Here is a 12,639-nt window from a genome sequence, read left to right on the forward strand (position 1 = left end):
TCCACGGCGTGGCACGCACTTTGATGCTTCCGTTGGCGGATCGGCCGTGCGGGTGGGCAGGGGGCGTCGGGCATGCGGAGCGGGCACCGGCTGGGGCGGCGGTTCGGGTGGCTCTGGGGCGCGTACGGGACCAGCGCGCTCGGGACGTGGCTGGCCTTCGGCGCGTTCCCGCTGATCGCCGTCCAGGTGTTGCACGCCGGGCCGGCCGAGGTCGCCGCGCTCTCCTGCGCGGGGGCTCTGGTGGGCGCGGCCGTGGCGGTGCCGCTCGGCCCGTGGGTGGACCTGCGCCGCAAGCGGCCGGTACTGATCGCGATGGACCTGGTGCGGTTCGCGGCACTGCTGACGATCCCCGTCGCGTTCGCGCTCGGCATGCTCACCTTCCTGCAGCTCCTGCTGGTCTCGGTCGTCGTCGCGACGGCGGACATCACCTTCCGCGCCGCCTCCGGCGCGTACCTGAAGACGCTGCTGCGGCCTGAGGAGCTGCTGGTGGCCAATGCCCGGTTCGAGTCCACGGCCTGGACCACGACGATCATCGGGCCACCGCTCGGCGGCGTGGCGATCGGGCTTCTCGGGCCGGTGGCCACGGTGGTGGCCGACGCGGTCAGCTATCTGCTCTCGGCCCTGGGCATCGGCGCGATGGGCGGCCACGAGCCGCCGCCCCGGCGCCGGGACGCCACGCGCATGCGGCCCGGGGATCTGCTGGACGGCTGGCGGTACATCGTCGCCGACGCGACGCTACGCCGGCTGTTGTACAACACCACGTTGTTCAACGGCCTGGTGATGGCCACCGGACCGCTGATGGCCGTCCTGATGCTCGGCCAACTCGGGTTCGCACCATGGCAGTACGGCCTCGCCTTCGCCGCGCCCTCGATCGGCGGGCTGCTCGGCTCACGGCTGGCCCGGCCGCTCGTCACCCGGTTCGGGCGGCACCAGGTCATGGTGGTGGCCGGGGCGCTGCGCGCGCTGTGGCCCGTCGGCCTGGCCTTCCTGGGGCCGGGCACCGGAGGGTTGCTGCTGGTCATCGGCGTCGAGTTCGGGCTCATCTTCTGCTGCGGCGTCTTCAACCCCGTCTGCGCCACCTACCGCCTCGAACACACCACGACCGACCGGGTCGCCCGCGTCCTGTCCGCCTGGGCGGTGACGACCAAGGCCTCGACGGCGCTCCTGACGGCCGTCTGGGGCGTGCTGGGCGGCCTGCTAGGCCCGCGTACGGCCATCGGCCTGGCCGGCGTGCTCCTGCTGGCGACCCCGCTGCTGCTCCCCCGCCGCCCGGCCGCCCCGCTCCCCGAACCGGAACCGGAGCCGGCACGGATAGCAGGCCACGCCTGACGGCACGCCAAGACCGGGCCTCGTTCTAAGGCATGCCAGAGCCGGCCCCGCCTGACGCCATGCAAGGCCGGGCCGCGCGTGACGGAGTGTCCCGCCGGGCGGCGTCTGACCGCGTGCGGAGGCCGGCCCCGCGCCTGACGGCATGCCCGAGCCGGTCCGGTCCAGCGGTATGCCGGGACCGGGCCGCGAGTGACGGCGTGCCGATCGCCGGGCGGTGCCTGACCGCGTGCCGATGCTGGGCGGGCGCGCCCAGGTCAGGCCCGTGTCCGGCTGGAGCCGCTCAAGGCGGGCAGAACCCGCCGAGCAGGATGGATGACCGCAAGCTTGACAGGGCTTGGCCGGACGGCCTGTAATGCTCCCTGTGTCGTGGCGAGGCCGTCCTGGCGGGCGGTGGGCGCGCGACACCCGACCGATTGGGGATGATGTTGTGAGTGCACACTCCACAGGCCTCGCCTGACCATCACGACCGTCCCGCGCGTCGCCCCGGTCTCCGCCTGGGCCGAACACCGTCCTCGTCCCTGAGCTGATCTTCGCCCTGGCCGAACGGTGTCCGGTTCGCACTCGTCCTCACCGGCACCTCGGCATCGCCGCCTCGTGCCGTACACCGGACGGGGATGGCCGGGCTCGCGCGGCGCTGCCACGGTCACCAGCGGATCCCATCGAGCACGGTGTACCCGTCCATGCCCCAGCGCCGCCGCATGCGGGCGCCGTGGCCCCCGTCACCCCGCGGTCAGCCGACGACCCGGCCGCGGCGTGCCCCCATGCCCTTGATCCATAGCGCGCAAGACGCCGCAGCCAGCAGCCAGGAGCCGCACCGAGCATGCCAGAGAACTTCAACCAGCAGATCATCGACGAGTTCCGCGCCAACCACGGGAAGGTGGGCGGCCCGTTCCAGGACGGGCGCCTCATCCTGCTCACCACCACCGGGGCCAGGACCGGCGCCCGGCACACCACCCCCGTCGCCTACCTGCCGGACGGCGAACGCATCCTGATCATCGCCTCCGCAGGTGGTGCGCCGTCCCACCCCGACTGGTACCACAACCTGCTCGCCCACCCCCGGGTGACCGTGGAGAACGGGAGCTTCACCTACCAGGCGGACGCGACCGTCCTGCGGGGCGAGGAACGCGACCGCGTCTTCGCCCGCGCGGCGGAGGCGAACCCGGGCTGGGCGGACTACCAGGAAAAATCGGCCCGGGTCCTCCCGGTCATCGCCCTCCACCAGGTGGGCCCCCCGTCGGCGCAGGGCGGACCGGCGGGCTTCCTCACGGCGGTGCACGGCGCCTTCCGGCGCGAGCTGGAACTGATCCGCAAGGAGGTCGCCGCCTCCGGCTCCAGCCTGGGCGCGCAGCTACGGATCAACTGCCTGACCCTGTGCCAGGGCCTGCACTACCACCACACGATGGAGGACGCCAACCTGTTCCCCACGCTGGGCGAACGCCACCCCGAGCTGGCCCCGGTGCTGGCCCGGCTGGACGAGCAGCACCGGACGATCAAGCTCCTGCTGGACGAGTTGCAGGCGCTGATCTCCGGCGGCACGGCAAGCCCGCACCAGGAATCCACCTCCGGCTCCGAGCCCACGCCCGGTCCGGCGTCCGACCGGCTCCAGCGCCAGCCGCAGCCGGGCCCTGACCCGGCGTTCGTGCTCGCCGAGGTCGAACGGCTGACCGTCGAACTCGAGGCCCACCTGGACTACGAAGAGGAGCACATCCTCCCCGCCCTGAACCCCGTGTAGGCCGGTCCACGTGCCGGGCCGCCTGTTCGTCCAGGCCCTCCGAGCCGGGCGAACAGGCGGCCGTGCGGGACCGGAGTCACCGCCGGGGGAGGAGGCCACGCGGCGGGGCCCGGCCGGACTCGTGCCAGGCGGTCGGGGTCAGCAGGGTCCGCAGGCTTCGCGAGACGGACCTCGCGCGGTGGCCACGTACGTTCACCGGGAGCGGCTCCTCGCTCCGGCCATGTGCTTGATGTGATCGGAGCCGGGGCGGCGGGGCGTGGTACGGCGTTCGTGGGCGATACAACTAGGCGCCGGGCGTCCGCGGGCCTCGGTACGGGAGGGTCTGGCTGTAGACGATGTTCGTCGTGGTGCTGCCGAAGCCGGCCAACTCGTCGACGACCTTCTCCAGGTGGACCATGGAGGTGGCCGCGACCTTCAGCGTGTAGCAGTCCTCGCCGGTGGTGCGCAGGCACTCCAGGATCTCCGGCCGTTCCGCCAGCAACCGGTGCAGTGGCTCGTGCCGGCTGCCGGGGTATTTCAGGCGCACCACGGCCAGCACGGCGAGGCCGACCTTCGGCAGGTCGATGTCGGCCCGGTATCCGGTGATGACGCCCTCGGCCTCCAGCCGCCGCACCCGCTCGGTCACGGCCGAGGAGCTCAGACTCACCCGGCGCCCCAACTCGGTGAGCGGCACGCGGCCGTCGCGCTGGAGCTCGGCCAGGATGGACCAGTCGGTCGCATCGAGATTCACGGCCATTCGCCGAATATACCGGCACATATTCCGGCCGAGGGCCGCCGATACCGGGAACAATCCCTTCTCGTGATCATGGCCGCTGGCTAGCCTTTACCTGTGCGAATAGGCGTGAACGTCCCCAATTTCGGACCCGGCACCAACCCCGGAAAGCTACGGCAGTGGGCGCAGACGGTGGAAGGACTCGGCTTCGACCTGCTCATGGTCTCCGACCACCTCGTGGTGACGCCGGACGTCGCCGAGCAGTACCCGCCGCCGTTCTACGAGCCGTTCACCACGCTGGCGTGGCTGGCCGGCATCACCCACCGGATCCGGCTGGGGACGACCGTGCTGCTGCTCCCCTACCGTCATCCCCTGCTGACCGCCCGCATGGCCGCCAACCTCAACCAGCTCAGCGGCGGCCGGCTCGTCCTCGGGGTGGGCGTCGGCTGGGCCCGGCAGGAGTTCGAGGCCCTCGGGGTGCCCTACGAGCGGCGCGGCGCGCTGACCGACGAGCACCTGCGCGCCATCCGCGCCGCCTGGGAGAACGAGAAGGACTACCAGGCGGCGGGCATCCCCATCTGGGTGGGCGGTAACAGCGACGCCGGCATGCGCCGGGCCGTCCGCTTCGGCGAGCCCTGGCATCCGCTGCGCTTCACCATGCCCTGGCTGCACGGAGCGCTGGAGCGCATCGCGGACTTCGCCCGCGAGCAGCGACGTGCCGTGCCCGGCCTGGTGCCGCGCATCGCCCTGCGGCTCACCGACACGCCCGTCACCGGCCCCGACCGCCTCGCCGGCGTCGGGACGGCCGACCAGATCGACGAGGACCTGCGCGAACTGCGCGAACTGGGCGCCAGCACCGTCGTCCTGGACCCGTTCGACGGTGACCCGGACGAGACCCTGCGCCCCGAGCCGGCCTGGCGGGCCCTCGCGACCGTGGCGAGCCGGTGGACCACGACCGAACAGACCGTGGAGGACTGACCATGACACACCAGGACGAAGAGCTGCTGCGCCGGGCCATCGAGCTGGCCGCCAGGGCGCGGGCCGGCGGCAACCCGCCGTTCGGATCGCTGCTGGCCGGGCCGGACGGCGCCATCCTGGCCGAGGAGCACAACACTTCCATCACCGACCGGGACATCACCGCCCACCCGGAGTTGAAGCTCGCCCGCTGGGCCGCCCGCGAGCTCGACCCGGCCACCGCGGCGGCCACCACGATGTACACCAGCTGCCAGCCCTGCGGCATGTGCGCCGGCGCGATCGCCCGTTCGGGCCTGGGCCGGGTCGTCTACGCCCTGTCCGGCGAGCAGCTCGACACGCTCAAGCCGCCCGGCAGCGCCTTCACCGACGCCCCCGCCGAAGGCCCCGCCCTCTTCGACGAGGCCCGCGTCCCCGTGGAGGGGTACTACCTCTGACACCGACGCTCACAGCGGCCGGGAACCGGCCAGACGCTCCATCAGCCGCGGGTCGGCCGGCGAGCGATCACCCGCCGGCCGGGCGGCCCCGCCGCTTCCGTCGCGCGAGGTTCATGCCGGCCGAGCGTTCCGCCCGGCCGACCCCTCACCCATCGGCCGGGCGGCCGGCCTCCTCCGTCACCTCACGCGACATGTAAAGGCGGGTGCCCTCAGGCCGGAAGCCGACGCGTTCGTAGACGCGGCGCGATCCGTCGCCGGAGTACTCCAGCCACACCGACCGCGCCCCGCGGGCGAACATGGTCTCGGCCAGCGTGGCGGTGACCGCGGCCGCGATGCCCCGGCCGCGGAAGGCGGGGCGGGTCCCCACCCCCGCCAGCTCGGCGGTCCCCTCGGCCGGCGTGGAGCACATGGCCGCGCCGGCGCAGCCGCCCTCGGCCGCCCGGACGAACCGCACCGCCCCACCGTCGTCCTCGGTACGACGCAGCCGGGCCGCCCCCTCCGGAGAGGACGCGAACATCCCGCCGAACGCCTCGGCCAACGCCGCGTCGATCGCCTCGTAGTCCGCGTCCGTGGCGGGACTCTCCACGCGGAACCCTCCGTAGTGCGCGCCGGTCGACGTGGCCACGGATGCGGACGCGGAAGGGGATGCGAGCGCGAGCTCACCGGATGTCGGCGGCATCGTCAGCGTGGCCGGGGTGCAGACCAGGTACTCGTGGACCGCCTCCACGGTGAACCCCGCCTCGCGCAGCGCGGCCTCCACGGCCGGCGCGGCGTCCGGCGCGAATTCGAGACGCGCCTTGAGACCGCGCTCGCGGAACGCCCCGACAAGCGCGGCGACGTCCCGCCCCGTTGGGCGGGCGCCGGGGAGCGGCGTGGCGTAGTTGATGTACGGGCTGGTGGTGTCGGGGTCGAACCCCGCGACGAACCCGCCGATCTCGACAGCGGCGGGGCGGCGGCGGAGGTTGGCGACGGCGAAGCTCTGGACGTCGGTGCCCATGATGGTGGTGACCTCACGTTTTGCATGGTCGGTCGCGGCCGGCCGTATGCGCGAAGGCGCACGGTGGAACCGCGCGGACTGTTCCCGGGCTCGGCGTCATCGCCGAGCCGGGCTCATCTCCGGGCAGGGAGATGGACGCGGTGCGTCAGGCACCGCACGTGGGGCCGCCGTGTGGAGACGGAGCACTGGGTGACGCCGGAAGCCGGTGGGCTTCGGCCGGCGGACCTGTCAGTGCCGACGGCGGCCGCTGCGGGACGCCGAGACCATGGACTTCATTCCTTCGCCGTGTAGGTGCGCGCGTGGTGCGACGCGGCTCAGACTCTCCCACCGAACGCTCGGGCCACGCAACAGGATTACCGGCGTCAGGGACGGGACCTCACGCTCGGGGCCGCGCGAACGCAGTGACCTGCTCGGGCACCCCTCATGCACGGCCGGCGATGAGACGCCGTGTGCAGGACACCCCGATGGGGACGATCGGTGCGTACCTTGCGACGGGCCGGAGCGGCCGTGCGCCTGTGGTCTCCGATCACCTCGTGTGGTGCACCACCGGGATGATCCGGAAGTCCACGGTGCCGTGGTCGATGGTCGCGTGGACCGGCGAGTCGCCCATCTCGGTCATGATCCCGCTCGCGCTCGCCCGCGCGTCGGCTTCGCCGTCCCAGGCGACGATGTCCATGATCGTGCCATCGTCGTCCTCGGTGATCCGCCGCCAGCGGAAGCCGGGCCGGCGCTTCAGGTACTCCTCGATGTCCTTGTTGGCCGCGACGAAGTCGGCACCGGTGAGTCCGGCGACGAGCTTGAACGTCGTGACCTCGAGCACCTCTGTCATGTCGGTTCCTTTCGGATCAGCGCTGGGCGGTGGGCCGGACGACGATCTCGCTGACGTCGACCTCGTCCTGCTGGGCGATCGCGTAGGAGATGGCCGCGGCGATGGCGGAGGCCGGGATGCCGAGCTGCTGAGCGGCCGCGTGCGCGGCAGCGCGCATCTCCTCGTCGGCGCCGTGCTGGGTGAGCTCGGACTCGGTGAAGCCGGGGCTCACGGTGGTCACGCGGACGTCGCCGACCTCCTGCCGCAACGACTCCGCGAGCGCCCGGACGGCGAACTTGGTGGCGCAGTAGACGGCGGCCGTCGGCTCGGCGCGCACGCCGGCCGTGGAGGAGATGTTGACGATGTGACCGGCACCCTGGGCACGCATGATCGGCAGGACGGCCGCGATGCCGTGCAGCGTGCCGCGCAGGTTCACGTCGATCATCTGGTTCCACTCGTCGACGAGCGTCTTCTCCATCAGCGAGAGCAGCATGACACCCGCGTTGTTGACCATGACGTCGATGCGGTCGTGCCGCTGGTGGGCGGCCTCGACGAAGGCGCGCACGCTCTCCAGGCTCGTCACGTCGAGCTCCTGGTGGTCGGCGCTGCCGCCCGCGGCGTGGATCTCGTCGGCGAGCGTCTTGAGGCGGTCGACGCGACGCGCGCCGAGCACCACGTGGTGGCCGTCCGCGGCCAGACGGCGGGCGGTGGCCGCACCGATGCCGCTGCTCGCGCCGGTGATGAGAACGATCTTGCCGCTGGACGCGGGCACGGTCGTACTGCTCATGAGAATCGACTCCTGGAAGGCGTGGATGTGGGCGGCGGAACACCGCGGAGTCCAGCCTGCATCGCCGGCACGAGATGGAGAAGGGCGGCTCTTCCTGGGTGCGCCACACCTAGGAAGACGCGACGGCGAAGATCCGTCCTTCCGCCCGCCGTCGGGCGGCGTGCAGGATCAGCACAGAGCACAACCGCGCTTCCTAACACGCGGCAGGTGTGCCGGACGCACGGGAGACCTTCCGGTTTCACCAGTGGCGTTCCGGTTTCCCGGAGGTGCCGCGGACTCACGAGAGGTGGCGATCATGGACGTGCCCTGCCCTTCAGGGCGTACGGCGCCTCGTCCCGTGCGTCAAGTCCTACGAAGGGCGCTGCGACGTACCGTACGGCAGGTGGTGCGGGGCGCCGTGCACGGACGCCAGGTACGCGAGGGCCTCGGCACTGCGGCTGCCGGGCTCCGGCGTGCCGACGAGCAACTGCTGGCCGGGGGCGTCGCGGACGTCGAACGTCTGGTAGGTCAGCTCGATGCGTCCGGCCTCCGGGTGCACGAAGACCTTGAACAGGCGGTTGAGCCCGCTCACCTGCTGGTCCTCCCACAACGTGCGGAACTCGGGCACGGTCGTGGTGAACTCCGCCACCAGCGCCCGGATCTCCGGATCGTTCGGATAGGCGGTCGCGTTGAGGCGGAGGGCGTGGACGGTGGTCTCCACCAGAGTGGGCCACTCGGCGAACACCGTCTTCGCCTCGGGGTGCTGGAACAGCACCCGGACCATGTTCCGCATCCGGCCGAACGGCGACAGCAGCGCCTCCGCGACGGCGTTCGCGGCCAGGACGTCGAACGACGGGCTCAGGACGTACGCCGCCGCCGCCGGGAACGAGTCCAGCAGGTGCAGGAGCGTGGGGTGGACCAGGTCCCGCGAGCTTCCCGGTGCCAGCCTGGGGTTCAGCCCGGCGAGCCGGAAGAGGTGGCCGCGCGCGTCGGCGTCGAGGCGGAGCGCCTGGCCGATCGCGTCCAGCAGCCGCGGGGACGGGTTGCGTTCCCGGCCCTGCTCCAGCCGGGCGTAGTAGTCGGCGCTCACCCCTGCCAGCACCGCGACCTCTTCACGCCGTAGTCCGGCCACCCTGCGGTCGCCTCCGCCGCGCAGCCCGACCTCGGCCGGATCCAGCCGAGCGCGGTGGGCGCGAAGGAACCGACCGAGCGGGTTGCCGGATTTGTCGGACATGTCGTGCAGACTACCTTCGCCGGCCCAGCGGCCGGCTCGACACATCGGGAGACCCCATGCCCTTCGCCGACGAACTCATCGGCGAGCACACCGCCAAGGCGCTGCTCCACGCGATCGCCGCCGCCGCTCCCGGAGCCCCGCTCACCGCGCTCAGCGCCGCGGTCCACGGCCTGAACGGCCTGTCCCTGCGCGAACGCAGCGACCTGCTCAGAGACGCCCTCCTGCACGACCTGCCCGGCGACTACACCGCCTTCGCCGCCCACATCCGGGCGGCACGGGACGGGCGGCCGCCGTTCACCGGATGGCTGATCTGGCCGGTGACCAGCGCGATCGCCACCAAGGCCGTCGCGGACGGCGGCGTCGCCGCCTTCGACGACGCGATGGCGACCCTGGCGGACCTCACCTCCCGCCTCACCGCCGAGTTCGCGATCCGCACCCTGCTCGACCACGACCTCGACCGCGCCCTGGCCGCCGCCCTGACCTGGACCGCCTCGCCGGACGAGGACGTCCGCCGCCTGGCCTCCGAAGGCACCCGGCCGTTCCTGCCCTGGGCCAGACGGGTGCCCGGCATCCTGGCCGCGCCCCGGGCGACCCTCCCCATCATCAACGCCCTCTACCGGGACGAGAGCGAGTACGTCCGGCGATCCGTCGCCAACCACCTGAACGACCTGAGCAGGCAGCACCCGGACATCGTGCTCGAAACCGCCACCGCCTGGCTCGCCGACCCGGACGAGAACACCCCGCGGCTGGTCAGGCACGCCCTGCGCACGCTGGTCAAGAAGGGCCATCCGGGCGCGCTCGGCCTCCTCGGCTTCACCACCACGGCGTCCATCGACGTCACCGGTCCGCTGCTGACCGCGACCGAGATCGCGTTCGGCGGAACGATCGGGTTCACCGCCACGATCACCAACACGGGCGCCGAAGCGGCCTCCCTCGCGATCGACTACATCGTCCATCACATGAAGGCGAACGGCACGCAACGCGGCAAGACCTTCAAGCTGACCACCGCGACGCTCGCCCCCGGCGAGAAGCTGCAACTCGCCCGCGAGCACTCGTTCCGCGAGATCACCACCCGCCGCTACCACCCCGGCGCGCACGCCGTCGAACTCCAGATCAACGGCGCCCCCTCCGGCCGAGCCGACTTCACCCTCCGCGCATCCGAGCCACCGGCACGGGCATGACAGAGCTCACTGGCAGGACATGGGAAAGGAGTCCACATGGCCACATTCGGCCTGATCCACGGCGCCGGCGACGTCGGCTGGTACTGGCACCTCGTGCAGGCGGAACTGGCTCGGCGGGGCCACGACAGCATGGCTCCTGACCTGCCCTGTGACGACGACTCGGCCGGGCTCACCGAGTACGCGGACACCCTGGTCGACGCGTTCGACGGCCGGACCGACCTGATCGTCGTCGCCCAGTCGTTCGGCGGGTTCGTCGCACCCCTGGTCTGCGACCGGCTGACCGTCCACCTGCTCGCGCTCGTCGCGCCCATGATCCCCGCCCCCGGCGAGGCACCCGCGGACTACTGGGCCAACACGGGGTACGGCGACGAGCCACGAGAGCAGTACGACGACACGATCGACCTCTTCTACCACGACGTCCCGCCCGAGCTGACCGCCGAAGCACTGAAGCGGGGACGGGACCAGTCCGAGACCCGGCTGGCGGAACCGTCGCCGCTGACGACCTGGCCCGCCGTACCCACCAAGGTCCTGCTCTGCCGGGACGACCGCCTGTTCCCCCCGGCCTACCTGCGCCGCGTCGCCGAGCAGCGCCTGGGCATCACCCCCGACGAGATCGACGGCGGGCACACTCCCGCCCTCAGCCGCCCCGCCGAACTGGCCGAACGCCTCGCCGCCTACGCCGCCGAACAGACCCTGTCCGGCCAAGGTCACCTCGCCTGAGCCGCCGGACCGGCTTCACCCTCCAGACCACTCCCTCGCGACGAGCTCATGAATGACCTGGACGAACACCCGGGTGGCCGCGCCCTGGTAAGCGCCCTCCCGTCGCAGGAGGACGACGCCGCGGGCGGGCAACGGCGGGTCGAGGGGAATGAGGCTGAGGTGCGGGTGGTCGCGGGCGATCGGGTCGGGCAGCACGGTGGCCAAGGATGTGCGCTGGACGATCTCGGTGATGGCATGGATCGAGTTGGCCTCGACCGCGATGCGCGGATGGACCCGATGGCGGGTGAAGTAGGCATCGATGTGCAGCCGGGTGGCGAAGTCGCTGCTGAGCAGGGCGAGCCGTCGTTCGTCCAGCGCCCGGACCGGTACGGGAACGTCGCGCGCCGTTCCGGGGCGGCCGGCATCGGCGGCGGGGCCGGGAGATCCGGCGTGGCGGGACCCGGCGACCAGGCTGAGCGTCTCGGTGAACAGCGGCGTCGCGGTGATGCCGGGCAGGTGGGAGCCGTCGAAGGCGATGCCGACGTCCAGGTCGTCGGCGAGCAGGGCCGACTCGATGCGGTCCTGGGTCGTCTCCACCACGGTCAGGGTGACGCCGGGATGACCGGTGTGGAACCGCGCGGTGAGCGGGCCGACGAGATAGGCGATGAACGTGGGAGTGACGCCCAGCCGCAGGTGACCGCGGGACAGGTCCTGGACGTCGTGAACGGCGCGTTCGGCGGCGGCCAGTTCGCGTAACGCGCGCCGGGCGTGGCCGAGATAGGCCTCCCCGGCGTCGGTGAGCCGTACGGCGCGCCCCGTGCGGTCCAGCAACCGCACGCCGAGCGCGCGTTCGAGCTGCTTGATCTGCTGGGACAGGGTCGGCTGGGAGATGTGCAGGTCGTCCGCGGCCCGGGTGAAGCTGCCGTGCTCGGCGACGGCGAGCAGGTAGCGCACGTGACGCAGTTCCAGGGACATGCACAGAACTATAGATGGTGACAATGGATCTCATGCCGAGCAACTCTTGGACACTATAGGAGCAGGTCAGCCATAGTGGACTGCACCCGCTCAGAGGGATCGACACCCGGGCGGGCACGCCATCGCCGCGATCCTCACCGGCGCGACGACCCTGTGGCGGCCGACCGCGAACCCGAGGAGTGACCCATGCATGATCTCGCCGAGGGCGTCACGCGTTTCCAGCGAGACGTCTTCCCCGCCAAGGCGGACCTGTTCGCCCGCCTGGCCACGCACCACACGCCGCACACGCTGTTCATCGGCTGCTCCGACGCCCGGGTCGTACCCGAGCTGCTCACCGGCTCCGAGCCGGGAGAACTGTTCGTCATCCGCACGGCCGGCAACCTCGTCCCCGCACCCGGGTCAGGCGCCGATGGAGTGGCGGCCAGCATCGAGTACGCCGTCGCCGCGCTGGGCGTGTCCGAGATCATCGTCTGCGGGCACTCCGCGTGCGGCGCGATGACCGCCCTGGCCCAAGGCCACGACCTCAGCGCCACTCCGCTGGTCGCCGACTGGCTCCGGCACGCGGACACCTCACCGGACCGGCTCACCACCCCCACCGGGGACGTCGCGGCGCTGGTCCGCCAGAACGTGCTCACCCAACTGGCGAACCTGGCCACGCACCCGTCGGTCGCCCGTGCTCTCTCGGAGAACACCATCACCCTGCGTGGCTGGGTCTTCGACATCGGCACCGGGCGCGTCGAAGAACTCGACCCGGCCGGATCCGGAACCGTGCTCGGGACCCCCTGATCCAGACCATT

Annotated in this window: 13 protein-coding genes; 7 read left to right on the plus strand and 6 right to left on the minus strand. The window is 72.0% G+C overall.

The annotated features are described in order from the left end of the window. Positions 1-72: 72 nt before the first annotated feature. Both IEY93_RS05115 and IEY93_RS05120 read left to right on the plus strand, forming a co-directional pair. Positions 73-1,329, plus strand: coding sequence for an MFS transporter (locus IEY93_RS05115; RefSeq protein WP_189161761.1), 1,257 nt, complete (start codon positions 73-75; stop codon positions 1,327-1,329). 820 nt (positions 1,330-2,149) lie between these two features. Further along, positions 2,150-3,061: a nitroreductase/quinone reductase family protein gene (locus IEY93_RS05120; RefSeq protein ID WP_189161762.1), complete on the plus strand. Its 912-nt coding sequence runs from the start codon at positions 2,150-2,152 to the stop codon at positions 3,059-3,061. A 283-nt stretch (positions 3,062-3,344) separates the two neighbouring features. On the opposite strand, the gene IEY93_RS05125 is transcribed toward IEY93_RS05120, so the two are convergent. After that, positions 3,345-3,797, minus strand: a complete 453-nt coding sequence (locus IEY93_RS05125) for an Lrp/AsnC family transcriptional regulator (protein WP_189161763.1) — start codon at positions 3,795-3,797, stop codon at positions 3,345-3,347. Between the two features lie 93 nt (positions 3,798-3,890). Here IEY93_RS05125 and IEY93_RS05130 point away from each other — a divergent pair, with 93 nt between their 5' ends. Together IEY93_RS05130 and IEY93_RS05135 are read left to right on the plus strand one after the other, a co-directional pair. Next, entirely contained in the window at positions 3,891-4,751 is an 861-nt protein-coding gene (locus IEY93_RS05130) for an LLM class flavin-dependent oxidoreductase (protein WP_189161764.1), read from the plus strand. 2 nt (positions 4,752-4,753) lie between these two features. Beyond that, positions 4,754-5,182, plus strand: a complete 429-nt coding sequence (locus IEY93_RS05135) for a nucleoside deaminase (protein WP_189161765.1) — start codon at positions 4,754-4,756, stop codon at positions 5,180-5,182. A 145-nt stretch (positions 5,183-5,327) separates the two neighbouring features. On the opposite strand, the gene IEY93_RS05140 is transcribed toward IEY93_RS05135, so the two are convergent. The 4 genes from IEY93_RS05140 to IEY93_RS05155 all read right to left on the minus strand — a co-directional run bounded on the left by IEY93_RS05140 (position 5,328) and on the right by IEY93_RS05155 (position 8,987). Continuing rightward, positions 5,328-6,179: a GNAT family N-acetyltransferase gene (locus tag IEY93_RS05140; RefSeq protein ID WP_189161766.1), complete on the minus strand. Its 852-nt coding sequence runs from the start codon at positions 6,177-6,179 to the stop codon at positions 5,328-5,330. Between the two features lie 526 nt (positions 6,180-6,705). Continuing rightward, positions 6,706-7,008 (minus strand): hypothetical protein, encoded by a 303-nt coding sequence (locus IEY93_RS05145; protein WP_189161767.1) that lies wholly within the window; start codon positions 7,006-7,008, stop codon positions 6,706-6,708. A gap of 16 nt (positions 7,009-7,024) precedes the next feature. Further along, a complete protein-coding gene (locus IEY93_RS05150; protein ID WP_189161768.1) occupies positions 7,025-7,774 on the minus strand; it encodes an SDR family oxidoreductase in 750 nt (249 codons plus the stop codon). Positions 7,775-8,123: 349 nt separating this feature from the next. Next, complete coding sequence (locus IEY93_RS05155; RefSeq protein WP_189161769.1) at positions 8,124-8,987, minus strand: helix-turn-helix transcriptional regulator; 864 nt, start codon at positions 8,985-8,987, stop codon at positions 8,124-8,126. A gap of 56 nt (positions 8,988-9,043) precedes the next feature. Between IEY93_RS05155 and IEY93_RS05160 the strand changes: the two genes are divergently transcribed. Further along, positions 9,044-10,168, plus strand: a complete 1,125-nt coding sequence (locus IEY93_RS05160; RefSeq protein WP_189161770.1) for a DNA alkylation repair protein — start codon at positions 9,044-9,046, stop codon at positions 10,166-10,168. Positions 10,169-10,204: 36 nt separating this feature from the next. Next, positions 10,205-10,888, plus strand: a complete 684-nt coding sequence (locus IEY93_RS05165) for an alpha/beta hydrolase (protein WP_189161771.1) — start codon at positions 10,205-10,207, stop codon at positions 10,886-10,888. A 15-nt stretch (positions 10,889-10,903) separates the two neighbouring features. On the opposite strand, the gene cynR is transcribed toward IEY93_RS05165, so the two are convergent. Beyond that, positions 10,904-11,842, minus strand: a complete 939-nt coding sequence (cynR, locus tag IEY93_RS05170) for a transcriptional regulator CynR (RefSeq protein ID WP_189161772.1) — start codon at positions 11,840-11,842, stop codon at positions 10,904-10,906. 186 nt (positions 11,843-12,028) lie between these two features. On the opposite strand from cynR, the gene IEY93_RS05175 reads away from it, so the two are divergent. After that, positions 12,029-12,628 carry a carbonic anhydrase gene (locus IEY93_RS05175; protein ID WP_189161773.1) on the plus strand — a complete coding sequence of 200 codons (600 nt, stop codon included), beginning with the start codon at positions 12,029-12,031 and terminating at the stop codon, positions 12,626-12,628. Positions 12,629-12,639: the final 11 nt, after the last annotated feature.

Source organism: Sphaerisporangium melleum (assembly GCF_014646695.1).
GTDB lineage: Bacteria > Actinomycetota > Actinomycetes > Streptosporangiales > Streptosporangiaceae > Sphaerisporangium > Sphaerisporangium melleum.